Here is a 15,056-nt window from a genome sequence, read left to right as displayed (position 1 = left end):
AATACATAAATAGTGAAATTAGCCGCAATTGTTATTGTTTACAATCCAAATGTCAAATCTTTTATATTTAATTTAGAGAAATTAAGAGGCAATGTTGATAAAATTGTCTTGTATCAAAATTCAATTTTAGATGTTGAAACTCGCGAATATTGCGATTTATATGGTAATATAGTGGTAATTGGTGATGGTAGAAATGTAGGAATTGGAAGCGCGTTAAATAGCGGAATAAAATTTTTAAACGAAGAGGATTTTACACATGTTTTGACTTTAGATCAAGATAGTTATTTTAAAGATGATCATCTTAAAAAATTTATTAATTTGATTTATAATTTTAAAGAAAATAATATAGGAGTTTTTGCGCCTAATTTCAGCAATCGTGGAGAATTACTCGTAAATAATAGTAAGGAACCTTTTGAAGAATCAGATGCTATTACATCTGGCTCCATATTCCCTCTCGGTATTTTTGATTTAGTAGGCGGCTTCAATGAAAATCTTTTTATCGATACGGTAGATCAAGAATTTTGTTATCGAATTAAACGTGATTTTGGATTAAAGACAATAATCTTTCCCTCAATTGAATTAATTCATGAATTAGGTTATCCATTAAAAATAATGTTCGGCTTAACAACACAAAATTATTCCTCATTCCGGACTTATTACCTTGTTAGAAATCATATTTTGTTGTGGAAAAATTATCCTAAATTTTATAAAAAGGAGTATAAACTTAATTTAATTAAAAATTATATTCTTTATAGAATTGTTAAAATTATTCTGGGAGAGATCGATAAAAGCAATAAAATCAAATCCATTTTTAAAGGTGTTTATCATGGCCTTAAATGAAGAACATTAATTAAATAATTTTATATATTATATCAACGGTAACATTTGTTAAATTGTAGAATAAAGAATATTTAATTATTTAAAATATGATAAAAAATAAATTCATAAATTAAAAAAAAAGGTTTCTAAGCATCAAATTATCCATTAAGAAATTTTTATAATATAAAATTAATGTCTGAAGAAAAGAGTAAAGTTAGTGTTGTACTATGTACATATAATGGGAGTGCATATCTAAAAAAACAGTTGGATTCTATATTAGAGCAGACTTATCCCATTGAAGAAATTATTGTGGTTGATGATTATTCTATGGATTCAACTCGCGAAATTTTAAATGAATACAAAGAAAAACACGATGTAGTTAAACTTTTTTTTAGTGAGAAAAATTTAGGCTCAAATAATTCTTTTAAATATGCAATGTCGCTCGCAACGTGTGAATATATAGCATTGTGCGATCAGGATGACATTTGGTATAAGAATAAAATTGAAATTCAAATGGCCGCAATAAATCCAAAAAAAGATAAACCAATGGTAGTCTTTCATGATTTATGTTTGATTGATGAAAAGGATAATGTTACACATCCTTCATTTTGGAAAGTTCATGGATTTTTTGCAGAAAGATTTAACTTCAAAAAACTTCTTATTTTTAATATTGTAACAGGATGTACTTGTCTTATTAATAAAAGAATGAGAGATGAACTTATCAAATGCGATATGAAGGATATAATAATGCACGACTATCTTATAGCTTTAATTGCGTATGGTTTTGGTAATGCGATATATATTAATGAGCCATTAATGTACTATCGTAGTCATTCTAGTAGCGTTACAATAAAAGAAAAAATTACATTTATTGATAGAGTAAAAAGTTTTTTCGAAAGAATAAAAAACGGAAATTATTTAATGCCTAATATCTTGCAAATTCAGAAATATAATGAAGTATATCAAAATAATTTGTATGGTCAAGAAAAAGCACTGGTGAATAAATTTATAGGACTAAAAAATAAAAATACAATTAATAGAATGATTTATAAGTGGATAAGTAATTAAGACCTTTTATTGAGTTAATAGTAGTTCCATAAATTTCCATTTAATATTAAAAGATAATGAATTTAAACAAAAAAAAGATCTTATTCATCGCACCTAACTTTCATGATTATGAGAACATGATAAAGTTTGAATTTTTAAAAAATGGTGCTTCAGTAGATTTTTTTCCTGAAAGATCTTATGGTTTTGATTTTAATATTATTAATAATTTTTTCACATCCTATCTGGCTAAATATCAGTCAAAACATTATAATAAAATACTACAGGCGATTAAGAATGAAAAATATGATTACTTGTTCGTTATTCGAGGATATATGATGCCTGTTTCTTTTTTGGAGGTATTCAAAAAAAATAATCCAAATTGCAAGACTATAATGTATCAATGGGATTCAGAAAGAACAAATCCTTTTCAACATCTTATTCCACTATTTGATACCGTAAAAACATTTGATTTTAAAGATAGTGAGGACTTAAATATTAAATATATTCCTTTATTCTACACAAAAGATGTCGAAGACTATCGCACTAAAAAGAAAAATTATAAATTCGACTTTTTTTTCATGGGATTTTTCTTTGAAGAAAGATACGATGCTATACTAAAATTTAAAGAATTCTGTATTGAAAATGGTTATGTATTGAAACCTTTTTTATTTATGCCTTTTAGCACAAGGGTTAAATACTTTTTTAAAGGAAAGACTCTTGATCGATCCATAGTCTCTTTTAAGCATATGAATAGATCAGAGTACTTGCAAATTGTCGCTGACACAAGAATAATGGTCGATGTCAGTAATTCTCGTCAAACAGGATTAGCAATGAGAGTAATAGAATCTTTAGCATGTAATACCAAGGTAGCCACTAATAATGTTTTCTTCAAAAAAGATGCTTTAGTTGCGAGTTCTGGCCTCGTTAGTTTGTTTGATTTAAATGATATAAAAATAGATAATGATTTTTTCAATTTTGATGCAGTAAATGAAAAAAAAGTAGTGCTTTCTTTAGAAGAATGGCTAGTAGAAGTTTTCATTAATTAAAGATGAAGCATAAAATATTATACCTCCCTTGTTTTGTATATGCAGTCTCTTTTGCATTAATATTGGTTTTATATCAAATAGGATGGTCAGCTTTATTTCCAAAATTAAATGGGTTTTTACTTTATTTTTTGTTTTTTACAATTATCTTTTCTTTAATTCTGTCCTTTATACAGGAAAGGACGTTAAAAGTAAATATTATAGAGGTCGATCTTAAACCATCCTTTACAAAAAGGGCATTATATTTCATTATTATTGGCTATATATTAGAATTTTTATATGAAAGAAGTGTTCCAATCATATCCACCTTTTTAAATTCATCATATTCTTATCAAGATTTTGATGGTATTCCAACCTTTCATGTAGTATTAAGCACATTTAATATTTTTTTTTCAATTTTAATGTTTAATTTCTATTTGTGTACTAAAAGCAAAAAGATATTGCTTTATTTTATTATTACATTAGTACCCTACATACTCACTATGAATCGCGGTGCATTTATGATTGTGTTTTGTGCTATGATATTTATGTTTTTGATCCGTTTAAAATCAATTAGCATAAAAGGAATAATTAAGCCGGTACTAGTTTTAGGATCAGTATTATACCTGTTCGGTGTTGTGGGTAACTTTAGACAAGAACAGACTAAAGACGACAAAGAATATTTATTAAGAGTTGGAGGAGCAACAGATTCTTTTATTGATAGTGGAGTCCCTGGGGAATTTTACTGGAGCTACATTTATCTCATTTCTCCAATGGGAAATTTACAAAATATTGTAAATGAAAAGAAAGATGAATTTGCTATAACAAATGTAGGGGTGTTTGCGACAACTCAATTATTCCCTGATTTTATTAGCAAAAGGCTAGTTGCATTATGTGGTTACGCAGATGAAATGGAAAATAGCGATGGTGAAACCTATTTAGTAACCCCATTATTAAATGCCGCGACTGTATATTTTCCTTCCTATTTTTTTTTAGGATCAATAGGGCTTATTTTGATGTATTTAATAATGATGCTCGCAGCATTAATATATCCTTTTTTAGTGAGAAAAAACAGTATATATTATTGCACAGCTCTTGCTTCTTTAAATTCAATAATTTTATTGTGTACTTTTAGTAATATGTGGTATGCAACAGGTACAATTTTGTTCTGGCCAATAATTTTGGGGATTGTAGACAGGGTTAAATTAAAATAAAAATGAATAAAAATAAATATCAAATTAGTATTGTAGTTCCTTTTTATAATGTTGAATTATATTTTAAGCAATTTTTAAATAGTTTGTTGCCTATTAATAATAACTGTGAAGTAATATTGGTAGATGATGGGTCAAAAGACTCATCCTTAGAAATAGCTAATGAATTTGTTAAAGATAATAATAATGTAAAATTATTAAGAAAAGAAAATGGAGGGTTGAGTTCCGCTAGGAATTATGGATTGGAATTTGCGACAGGTGAGTATGTTTTTTTCTTTGACAGTGATGATTATATAGAAGATATAACTGTTATTTATAAAATGTATGACAATGCGGTTGAAAAAAAAGCCGATATTTTAGTAGCGCAATTTTATGAATTCATAGATCTTGATGAAAAGAAATTTAGGCCTGATAAAATCAATTTCAAAGGAGATCTTATTTCTCTAGAAGAAAAAATGGATCATTTATTTCAGAACAAAGTTTCTTTTGCAGCTTGGGATAAAATCTATAGTATCAATTTTTTAAAACATAATAATTTGAAGTTTAAAGAAGGGGTATGGTTTGAAGACATGGACTTTATTTATAAGGCTTTCTTTTTTGCTAATAAAATTTCAAAAATAGATGATGTATTAATTGGATACAGACAACGACCAGGCTCAATAATGAAGACAATATCTCCAAAAATTTTAGATAAAGTTGTCATTTTAGACGGGTTGTATGATTTTTTTGAAAAGAATAATAAATTGAATACTTTTTATGAAAAGTATAAGGTCTTATATATTCGAATCATTTTTTCAATTATTTATAGTGTTTTAATGTTCGGTAGAGATAAGAAGCATAATAGAGAAATTTTGGACTACATTTTTAACTTGTCTTTTTTTAAAACAGCAATCAATGAAAAATTACTGTACAAATCATATCTTTCTAAACTTGAAAAGCTTTTGTTTTATTTGGTAAAATTTAAAATTCTTAACAGAAATAATATTTATTTTATACGTCATTTTGCTGCGTTGAGAAACTTATAAAAGCTATAAAAGGAAAATAATAAGAAGAAATAAAATTATATATAGAATAAATGAAAAATATATTAATTACAGGAGGGGCTGGATTTATTGGTAGCAATCTTGCTCTTCAACTTTTGGATAAAGGACATACAATTACAGTTTTGGATAATCTTTCAGAACAAATACATGGCGAAAATCCAGAATCTACATCTCCATTATATAAAAGTATAAAAGATAAAGTAAAATTTATAAAAGGAACAGTCACGTCTCGAAAAGATTGGATTAATGCTCTCGATGGCCAACATATAATAGTACATCTAGCTGCAGAAACGGGAACAGGACAATCGATGTACTGTATTGAGAAATATACTGAAGTAAATATACAAGGAACAGCAATAATGCTTGATATATTAGCTAATAATAAGAGTTCAGTTGAAAAAGTTATTGTTGCTTCATCTAGATCTATCTATGGAGAAGGAAAATACAAACATCCAGAATTTGGTATCGTATATCCTATACATAGAAAAGAAAAAGATATGCTTCTTGGAAATTTTGAACTTTCTTATAAAGATGATCAAAAATTAGAATTAGTTGCCACAGATGAGGAGTCTAAAATTCACCCTTCGTCAGTTTATGGTATTACAAAACAAAATCAAGAACAAATGATTATGACAGTTTGCCCTACATTAGGGATTGCGCCTGTTGCATTTAGATATCAAAATGTTTACGGGCCTGGACAGTCATTATCTAATCCTTATACCGGAATTTTGTCTATTTTTTCTACGCAGATAAGAAATAATAACCCTATTCAAATCTTTGAAGACGGTAAAGAATCTAGAGATTTTGTTTTTATTGATGATGTTGTTGCAGCTACGATTCTTGGAATAGAAAAAGAAGAAGCAAACGGTCATGTTTTTAATGTAGGCACTGGGGTTGCAACAGATGTTCTTGAGGTTGCAAATTCATTAATAAAAGCCTATGAAATTGATGTTCCGGTGACAGTAACAGGCAATTTTAGATTGGGCGATATCCGTCATAATTATGCAGATTTATCTAAAATTAAAAATTATTTAGGATTTGAGCCTAAAGTTTATTTTAAGGAAGGTATTGAGAAGTTTTCAAACTGGGTTCTGCAACAAGAAATTCAAGAAGATAAGTTAAGCAACTCACTTAACGAAATGAAGAAAAAAGGACTGTTAAAGTAAAAAAGAATTTCTTTTTTAAAATATTCTAAATAAATGAAAATATCCATAATTACTGTTGTATATAATAATGAAAAAACTATACAGGATGCGATGCATTCTGTTTTTTCTCAAACTTATAAAAATATTGAATACATAATTATTGATGGAGGCTCAAAAGACAAGACAGTAGAACTAATAAATAATTATAATAATCAATTAGGTTATTTTGTGTCTGAAAAAGATAAAGGTCTTTATGATGCTATGAATAAAGGCATTAGGGCTGCTACTGGTGAAATTATTGGAATTTTGAATTCTGATGATTTATATGAAGATAACACTGTAATTGAAGATGTTATGTCTTTTTTTAACGCTGATGCAGATTTAGATATACTTTATGGAGATTTAGTATATGTTAAGAGTGATAATGTTCAAAAGGTAGTAAGGAATTGGAAATCTAAAAAATATTATAATAATTTTTTTGAAAATGGTAATGTACCGCCACATCCGTCCTTATTTGTCCGAAGTTCAGTTTATAAAAGTACAGGACTGTTTGATTTAGATTTCAAGCTTGCAGCTGATTACGAATTAATGCTCAGAATGTTTAAAAAAAATAATTTTAAAGCTAAGTATTTCAACAGATTAATTGTGAAAATGAGATTGGGTGGAGCAACAAATCAAAGTATAAGTAATATAATCAATCAAAACAAGGAAATTCTTAGAGCATGGAAAAAAAACAGCTTAAAAGCACCGTATAAATTAATGCCTTTAAGAGTTATAAAAAGATTGTTTCAGTTTGTTTAATTTATCCAAAAAAGATTTTGAAAATACTATTAACAGGTGCAAGTGGTTTTTTAGGCCAAGAAATTTTCAAGAAGTTTTCAAATGAAGATATAACTTGCTTATCCAGAAGCACTGGCGACATTCAAGTTTCACTAGAAAATGAGATTCCTAACTTTGAAAAGAAATTTGAACTTGTAATACATTCTGCTGGAAAAGCACACGTTGTTCCAAAAACAGAAAATGAAAAAAAAGCTTTTCATGATATTAACGTTATAGGAACGCAAAATTTATTAATGGGGCTTGAAAGGTCATTTATTCCCGAAAAGTTTGTTTTCATTAGTTCAGTTTCAGTTTATGGTAGAGAAGTTGGAATTAACATAAATGAGAATGATTTATTAAATGCTAAAGATCCTTATGGGATAAGCAAAATTGAAGCCGAAAAATTAATTACAACTTGGTGTGATCAAAATAATGTTGTTTGTACAATTTTAAGATTGCCTTTATTAGTGGGAAAAAATCCACCAGGTAATTTAGGGGCTATGCTCAAAGCAATTAACAAAGGTTATTATTTTAACATCGGGGGAGGGATAGCAAGAAAAAGCATGGTTTTGACAAAGGACGTCGCTTCTTTTATAAGGAAAGTATCTCCAGTAGGAGGTGTTTATAATCTTACCGATGGTAATCATCCTAGTTTTTGTGAGTTAAGCCATATAATTGCAAAAAATAAAGTTAAAAGGAAGCCACATAATGTTTCGCTTTTTTTAGCAAAATTAATAGGTAAAATTGGAGATGTTTTGGGCGATAAAGCTCCATTGAATACTTTTAAGGTAAAAAAAATAACAACTGATTTAACGTTTGATGATTCTAAAGCAAGGAATGAATTAAACTGGAATCCACAATCTGTTTTAGATTATTTAAAAGATAATGATTTATGATTAACTCTAATTTTGTATATATAATTAGAGAATATAATTAAAAAATATATAAAATACAAAATGAAAACAGCCCTTATTACAGGAATTACAGGACAGGATGGTTCATACTTAGCCGAATTATTATTAGAAAAGGGATATAAAGTTCATGGGGTTAAAAGAAGAGCATCTTCTTTTAACACACAGCGTATTGATCATATTTACCAAGATCAACACGAGGTTCACGTAAATTTTAAATTGCATTATGGAGACTTAACTGATTCTACTAATATTATTCGAATTATTCAAGAGGTACAGCCTGATGAAATCTACAATTTAGGAGCAATGAGTCATGTAAAAGTTTCTTTTGATTCTCCAGAATATGTTGCTAATGTTGATGGAATTGGAACTTTAAGAATCTTAGAAGCAGTTCGTATTTTAGGATTAGAAAAGAAGACTCGTATTTATCAGGCATCGACATCTGAATTATATGGTGGACTAGCTGAAAATAAAAATGAAAAAGGATTGTATGACGAGAATTCACCTTTTTATCCACGTTCGCCTTACGGGGTTGCTAAAATTTATGGCTTTTGGATTACTAAAAATTATCGTGAAGCTTACAACATGTTTGCTTGTAATGGAATCTTATTTAACCACGAATCTCCACGCCGAGGAGAAACTTTTGTAACTCGCAAAATTACTATGGCGACAGCAGCGATTGCTTTAGGAGAACAAGATTGTTTATACTTAGGAAACTTGGATGCACAACGTGATTGGGGGCATGCAAAAGATTATGTAGAAGCTATGTGGAGAATTCTGCAGCAAGATGTCGCAGAAGATTATGTAATCGCTATGGGAGAAACTACTTATGTACGTGATTTTGTTAAAATGTCATTTGCTGAAGTAGGGATAGATATCGAATTTAGAGGAGAAGGAATAGATGAAAAAGGATATGTTGCATCTTGCAGTAATCCAGACTATCAAATTGAAGTAGGTAAACAAGTAATTGCTGTTGATCCACAATATTTCCGTCCTACAGAAGTTGATTTACTTATTGGAGATCCTACTAAATCAAAAACAAAATTAGGATGGGTTCCTAAATATGATTTGGCTGGACTAGTTAAAGAAATGATGATGTCCGATCTTGATTATGTTAAAAGAGAAAAGATGTTAAGTGAAGTAAGATCAGCAATAAGATATTAATTTAAGAAATCAGAATAATTTATTCCTGAAATTAAGAGTATGAATTTAAAAGATAAAATATATATAGCTGGGCATCGTGGAATGGTGGGTTCTGCTATTTTGCGTCAATTAAGAGCTAAAGGATATACAAATTTTGTACTAAAAACTTCGTCAGAGCTAGATCTACGAAATCAACAAGCTGTTGCAGATTTTTTTGCAACTGAAAAGCCGGATTATGTTTTTTTAGCGGCGGCAAAGGTGGGTGGAATTATTGCAAATAACACATTTAGGGGAGATTTTATCTATGAAAATTTGATGATTCAAAATAACATAATTCATCAATCATATTTAAATAACGTACAAAAATTAATGTTTTTAGGCTCATCTTGCATTTATCCTAAAATGGCTCCTCAGCCACTAAAAGAGGAATATATGCTTACAGGAGAATTGGAACCTACAAATGAACCTTATGCAATTGCAAAAATCGCTGGTATCAAAATGTGTGATGCGTACAGAGCCCAATTTGGGTGTAATTTTATTTCTGTTATGCCAACAAATTTGTATGGACCAAATGATAATTACGATTTAAAGAATTCACACGTTCTTCCTGCTATGTTAAGAAAATTTATTACAGCGAAACGTAATAATGAATCTTCTGTAACTATTTGGGGAACAGGTAGTCCGAAAAGAGAGTTCTTACATGCAGACGATCTTGCAGAAGCTTGTTTGTTTTTAATGGAAAATTATAATGAACAAGGATTGGTAAATATTGGTGTAGGAGAAGACATCTCAATTTTAGATTTGGCTATTTTAGTAAAAAAAATAGTTGGATATGAAGGTGAAATATTAACAGATACTTCTAAACCAGATGGTACACCTCGTAAATTAATGGATGTTTCTAAATTGAATGGTTTTGGCTGGAAAGCAAAAACAAGTTTAGAAGAAGGTATTCAAAAAGTTTATGATGAAATAAAGGATACTAACTGGGAATAATTTCGTAAAATGGAATACACAATTCTAGGAATAATTTTATTGATCATAATGCTGCTTTATTTTAAAATAGCAGATCGGTTTAATATTATTGATAAACCTAATTTAAGAAGTTCACATACCGAAATAACATTAAGAGGAGGTGGAATTATTTTTTGGTTTTCTGCGTTGCTTTATTTTGTACAGAATGTTCAAAATAATTACTTTTTCTTTACGGGAATTACGCTTGTGAGTTTAATTAGTTTTTGGGATGATATTCAAAGTTTGTCTAATAAAATTAGAATCTCGGTCCATTTTCTTGCTATTTCTTTAATATTTTATGATCTGGCCTTGTTCGATTTATTGCCGCTTTGGGGAATTTTGGTCGCATACGTTTTAGCAGTCGGTTTGATTAATGCTTATAATTTCATGGATGGAATTAATGGTATTACAGGTCTATACACTTTGGTAGTAATGGGCGCACTATTGTATGTAAATACAAAAATTCAGCTTTTTACTGATGGAGCTTTCATAAAATATGCCATGATGGCAAGTGTAGTTTTTTTGTTTTTCAATTACAGAAAAAGAGCAAAGTGCTTTGCTGGTGATGTCGGAAGTATTGCGATTGCATTTTGGATTATTTATTTGATTTCGAAACTTATTTTGGTTACGAATTCTCTTATTTGGCTATTGTTTCTTGCAGTATATGGCGTTGATGCTATTTGTACAATTGTTCATCGCCTTTATTTAAAACAAAATATTTTTGAAGCTCATCGTTTGCATTTATATCAAGTTCTGAGTAACGAATATAAAATACAGCACCGTTTAGTTTCTCTGTATTATGCACTAGTTCAAATTGGAGTTTCTTGTTTAGTCGTTTTTCTTTATCAAAAAGTACAAGACATTGTTTTGTTTTCAATTGTACTTGTTCCATTGCTTTTAGTTTATTCGCTAAAATTTTATTTATTAAGTAAAAGCAAACTAAGATTAGAGCTATGATTCCTAAAATAATTCAAGGTGGAAAATTCTCAGATCACCGAGGCAGTATCTCATATGTAAACGATTTTAGTTTTGCAGATATTGAAAGATTCTATATCATAAGTAATTCTGTCGAAAATCCAATCCGTGCATGGCAAGGACATAAATTAGACGCTAAAAATTTTTATTGTCTTTCAGGATCTTTTAATATTCATTTTATTAAAATTGATAATTGGGAAAATCCGTCAAAAGATTTAATCATTGAGACTATTTTTGTTTCAGAAGCAGATAGCAAAATTGTCCATATTCCGGCAGGTTACGCAAATGCAGTAGAATCTTTGGAAGAAAATTCAAAATTAATGTCATTTTCGACTTTGCCTTTAACAAAAGTTGAGGAAGACGATGTTCGTTATCCTTCAGATTATTGGATTATTAAAAATGACTAGTAAAAGAATTTATTTATCATTATCTGAGGAGAGCGGTTTTGAGCAAGAATATATCCAGAAAGCTTTAAAATCAAATTGGATTACTTCGGGAGGGCCAAATGTAAACGAGTTTGAGAATGAATTGCAGAATTATTTCGGTCAAGATAATTTTGTAGCAGCATTAAACTCTGGAACATCAGCAATACATCTGGCTTTGGTTTTATTGGGAGTTAAAGAAGGCGATGAGGTGATATGTCAAAGTATGACATTTTCTGCTTCAGCAAATCCTATTTTGTATCAAAATGCAACTCCTGTTTTTATAGACAGTGAATCAGAGACATGGAATATTTGCCCAAAGCAATTAGAGATTGCTATTAAGGACCGAATTAAAAAAGGAAAAAAACCTAAAGCAATTATTGCGGTTCATTTATATGGTATGCCTTATAAAGTTGATGAAGTGCATGCAATCGCTGATAAATATGAAATACCAATTGTTGAAGATAGTGCAGAAGCTTTAGGAAGCAAGTACAAAGGAAAGAAATGTGGTAGTTTTGGTTATTATGGAGTTTTGTCCTTTAATGGAAATAAAATTATTACAACTTCTAGCGGGGGAGCATTAATTGCAAACTCGAATGAGAAAAAAGAGAAAGCAATATTTTATGCCACTCAATCAAAGGATGAGGCTGTCCATTATCAACATAGTGAAATTGGTTATAATTATAGAATGAGTAATATTTGTGCAGGTATTGGTCTTGGACAAATGAATATTTTAGAAAAGAATATTGATTTAAGAAGAAGTAATCATTTTTTTTATAAAGAAATTTTTGAGAAAATGGAAGACATCGAACTTTTTGATAATTTAAATGAGGATTATTTTTCGAATTACTGGCTAAATACAGTATTGTTAAAAACAAAAGAGCAAAGAGAAAATTTGAGACTTGTTTTTGATAATGCAAATATAGAATGTCGTCCTTTATGGAAGCCTATGCATTTACAGCCAATTTTTGAAAAATATCCCTACTACGGAAGTAATATTGCAGAAGAATTATTTAAAAGAGGTTTATGCCTGCCGTCAGGATCAAATTTAAAAAACGAAGATAAAATAAGAATTAAAGAAGTTATTTATAATTTCTCCGAGTAAGAAAAAATAAAATATGAAAATTGAAGAAACATTTATAAAAGATCTAGTAATCGTAGAACCAACCGTTTTTGGAGACGAAAGGGGTTATTTTTTTGAATCATATAGCAAGACCAAGTTTGAGGATTTGGGAATTAATATTGATTTTGTTCAAGACAATCAATCCTTTTCGAAAAAAGGCACTTTAAGAGGATTGCATTATCAAAATCCGCCTTTCGCTCAAACAAAATTAGTTCGTGTGCTGGAAGGAGAAATTATTGATGTTGCTGTTGATTTGAGAAAAGATTCTCCTACTTATGGTAAAGCATTCAGTATTTTATTATCAGCAGAAAATAAAAAGCAATTATTGGTTCCACAAGGATTCGCGCATGGTTTTTCAGTTATTAGTGAGACTGCTTCTGTAATGTACAAATGTGATCAGTTTTATAATAAAGCTTCTGAAGGCGGAATTAAATATGATGATTCATCTCTAAACATTGATTGGGGAATGAATTTAGAGGAAGCAATAGTTTCAGAAAAAGATCAAATTCTTCCTTTTATTGAAAATTGTAATAGTTTGTTTTAATGAAAAGAATTTTAGTAACAGGAGCAACAGGACAATTAGGTTCAGAACTAAAAGTTTTATCTGAGAATTATTCGCAATACGAATGGGTATTTGCTGATCGTACCAAAATAACTCTTGATAATATCGATTTGCTTAAAAAGCAATTGAATGAAATTTATCCTAATGTAATATTCAATTGTGGAGCTTATACAGCAGTTGACAAAGCTGAAAGTGAAAAAGAAATTGCATTTAAAGTAAACCACCTAGCAGTAGAAGAAATTGCCAAGTATGCTTTTGAAAATAAAGCCAAGTTGATACATGTTTCAACAGACTATGTTTTTGATGGAACTTCTTCTGTAGCATTAACTGAGGAAGCTCAAACAAATCCGATAAATGTATATGGAGAAAGTAAATTAGCCGGTGAAGTTTCCTGCCTAAAAGAAAATCCTGATTCGATTATCATTAGGACTTCATGGGTATATAGCAAATTTGGAAATAATTTTGTTAAAACTATGCAGCGATTAATGCAAGAAAGAGATTCAATTAATGTTGTCAATGATCAGATTGGCTCACCAACTTACGCGGCCGATTTAGCGCAAGCGATGATTTCTATTCTCGAGTCTTCAAATTGGATGCCCGGAATTTATAATTATTCAAATGAAGGTGAAATAAGTTGGTATGATTTTGCGTTGAGCATAAAGGAATTCGGGCAATATGAATGCAACGTTGGTGGAATTCCATCAGCATCATATCCTACTCCGGCTAAGCGCCCAGAGTTTTCACTATTAGATAAGAAGAAAATAAAAGAAATTTATAATTTGTATATTCCTAATTATAAAGAGAGTTTAAAAATAATGTTTAACTAAGTTTTAGGTTATAAAAAATAAAAAAAGTATGAAAGGAATTATACTAGCAGGAGGTTCTGGTACAAGATTGCATCCCTTGACATTGGCAGTGAGTAAGCAATTAATGCCGGTGTATGATAAACCTATGATTTACTATCCGTTATCAACTTTGATGATGGCTGGAATTAACGAAATCTTAATTATTTCAACACCTCATGATTTACCACATTTTAAAAAACTTTTAGGAGATGGAAGCGCAATTGGCTGTAAATTCAGTTACGCTGAGCAACCAAATCCAAATGGTTTAGCTCAGGCTTTCGTTATAGGTGAAGAGTTTATTGGCAATGATAAAGTAGCTTTAGTTCTTGGGGATAATATTTTCTTCGGAACAAATATGCAACAATTATTGAGAGACAATGCTGATCCAGATGGTGGTGTCGTTTTTGCATACCATGTTTCCGATCCTGAACGATATGGAGTTGTAGAATTTGATGAAAATAAAAATGCTGTTTCTATTGAAGAAAAACCTATAGAACCTAAATCAAATTATGCTGTTCCTGGACTTTATTTTTACGATAATTCAGTTGTAGAAATTGCAAAAAATATTAAGCCAAGTGCTCGTGGAGAATATGAAATTACAGATGTCAATAAAGTATATTTGGAAAATGGAAAGCTAAAAGTTGGCATTCTAAGCAGAGGCACTGCTTGGTTGGATACCGGAACTTTTAATAGCTTAATGCAAGCAGGGCAATTTGTGCAAGTTCTAGAAGAAAGACAAGGACTGAAAGTGGGTTGTATTGAGGAGATTGCTTGGAGACAAGGCTTTATTAATGATGCTCAACTAGAGGAAGTTGCCTTGCCATTAGTGAAATCTGGTTACGGGACATACTTAATCGAATTTCTAAAACAAAAGAAAAAAGGAATTAAATTTTAATTTACCTGTAGAAATAACTTTTTAAACCGTTTAATTTGTATTTTTGTAAGACCTACAAAATTT

General features: G+C 29.7%; 16 protein-coding genes. All 16 read left to right on the top strand.

Annotated elements, in window-relative coordinates:
• Positions 1 to 12 precede the first annotated feature (12 nt).
• Positions 13 to 840, top strand: a complete 828-nt coding sequence (locus SCB73_RS03885; protein ID WP_320568839.1) for a glycosyltransferase — start codon at positions 13 to 15, stop codon at positions 838 to 840.
• Between the two features lie 171 nt (positions 841 to 1,011).
• Positions 1,012 to 1,887 (top strand): glycosyltransferase family 2 protein, encoded by an 876-nt coding sequence (locus SCB73_RS03880; RefSeq protein ID WP_320568838.1) that lies wholly within the window; start codon positions 1,012 to 1,014, stop codon positions 1,885 to 1,887.
• Between the two features lie 56 nt (positions 1,888 to 1,943).
• Positions 1,944 to 2,912, top strand: coding sequence for a WaaS/CpsH family glycosyltransferase (locus tag SCB73_RS03875; protein WP_320568837.1), 969 nt, complete (start codon positions 1,944 to 1,946; stop codon positions 2,910 to 2,912).
• 2 nt (positions 2,913 to 2,914) lie between these two features.
• Positions 2,915 to 4,102: an O-antigen polymerase gene (locus SCB73_RS03870; RefSeq protein WP_320568836.1), complete on the top strand. Its 1,188-nt coding sequence runs from the start codon at positions 2,915 to 2,917 to the stop codon at positions 4,100 to 4,102.
• A gap of 2 nt (positions 4,103 to 4,104) precedes the next feature.
• Positions 4,105 to 5,124, top strand: coding sequence for a glycosyltransferase (locus tag SCB73_RS03865; protein WP_320568835.1), 1,020 nt, complete (start codon positions 4,105 to 4,107; stop codon positions 5,122 to 5,124).
• A gap of 50 nt (positions 5,125 to 5,174) precedes the next feature.
• Positions 5,175 to 6,308 (top strand): NAD-dependent epimerase/dehydratase family protein, encoded by a 1,134-nt coding sequence (locus tag SCB73_RS03860; protein ID WP_320568834.1) that lies wholly within the window; start codon positions 5,175 to 5,177, stop codon positions 6,306 to 6,308.
• A gap of 33 nt (positions 6,309 to 6,341) precedes the next feature.
• Positions 6,342 to 7,088: a glycosyltransferase family 2 protein gene (locus tag SCB73_RS03855; RefSeq protein ID WP_320568833.1), complete on the top strand. Its 747-nt coding sequence runs from the start codon at positions 6,342 to 6,344 to the stop codon at positions 7,086 to 7,088.
• A gap of 17 nt (positions 7,089 to 7,105) precedes the next feature.
• Complete coding sequence (locus SCB73_RS03850; protein ID WP_320568832.1) at positions 7,106 to 8,002, top strand: NAD-dependent epimerase/dehydratase family protein; 897 nt, start codon at positions 7,106 to 7,108, stop codon at positions 8,000 to 8,002.
• A 60-nt stretch (positions 8,003 to 8,062) separates the two neighbouring features.
• The gene (gmd, locus tag SCB73_RS03845) at positions 8,063 to 9,181 is read left to right on the top strand and encodes a GDP-mannose 4,6-dehydratase (RefSeq protein ID WP_320568831.1); all 1,119 of its coding nucleotides are present in this window, start codon (positions 8,063 to 8,065) and stop codon (positions 9,179 to 9,181) included.
• A 39-nt stretch (positions 9,182 to 9,220) separates the two neighbouring features.
• The gene (locus SCB73_RS03840; RefSeq protein WP_320568830.1) at positions 9,221 to 10,153 is read left to right on the top strand and encodes a GDP-L-fucose synthase family protein; all 933 of its coding nucleotides are present in this window, start codon (positions 9,221 to 9,223) and stop codon (positions 10,151 to 10,153) included.
• 9 nt (positions 10,154 to 10,162) lie between these two features.
• Positions 10,163 to 11,128 carry an MraY family glycosyltransferase gene (locus SCB73_RS03835; protein ID WP_320568829.1) on the top strand — a complete coding sequence of 322 codons (966 nt, stop codon included), beginning with the start codon at positions 10,163 to 10,165 and terminating at the stop codon, positions 11,126 to 11,128.
• Positions 11,125 to 11,553 (top strand): WxcM-like domain-containing protein, encoded by a 429-nt coding sequence (locus tag SCB73_RS03830; protein WP_320568828.1) that lies wholly within the window; start codon positions 11,125 to 11,127, stop codon positions 11,551 to 11,553. Before SCB73_RS03835 ends, SCB73_RS03830 begins: the two co-directional genes overlap by 4 nt.
• Entirely contained in the window at positions 11,546 to 12,673 is a 1,128-nt protein-coding gene (locus SCB73_RS03825) for a DegT/DnrJ/EryC1/StrS family aminotransferase (RefSeq protein ID WP_320568827.1), read from the top strand. Before SCB73_RS03830 ends, SCB73_RS03825 begins: the two co-directional genes overlap by 8 nt.
• 13 nt (positions 12,674 to 12,686) lie before the next feature.
• Positions 12,687 to 13,235 (top strand): dTDP-4-dehydrorhamnose 3,5-epimerase, encoded by a 549-nt coding sequence (gene rfbC / locus SCB73_RS03820; RefSeq protein WP_320568826.1) that lies wholly within the window; start codon positions 12,687 to 12,689, stop codon positions 13,233 to 13,235.
• Positions 13,235 to 14,080 carry a dTDP-4-dehydrorhamnose reductase gene (rfbD, locus tag SCB73_RS03815; protein ID WP_320568825.1) on the top strand — a complete coding sequence of 282 codons (846 nt, stop codon included), beginning with the start codon at positions 13,235 to 13,237 and terminating at the stop codon, positions 14,078 to 14,080. The genes rfbC and rfbD overlap by 1 nt, the downstream gene beginning before the upstream one ends.
• A gap of 28 nt (positions 14,081 to 14,108) precedes the next feature.
• Positions 14,109 to 14,993 carry a glucose-1-phosphate thymidylyltransferase RfbA gene (gene rfbA, locus SCB73_RS03810; RefSeq protein ID WP_320568824.1) on the top strand — a complete coding sequence of 295 codons (885 nt, stop codon included), beginning with the start codon at positions 14,109 to 14,111 and terminating at the stop codon, positions 14,991 to 14,993.
• Positions 14,994 to 15,056 lie beyond the last annotated feature (63 nt).

Source organism: Flavobacterium sp. KACC 22761 (genome assembly GCF_034058155.1).
Classification (GTDB): Bacteria; Bacteroidota; Bacteroidia; order Flavobacteriales; family Flavobacteriaceae; genus Flavobacterium.
Note: the sequence above shows the minus strand (reverse complement) of the source record. Positions and strands in the feature narration are given on the sequence as shown.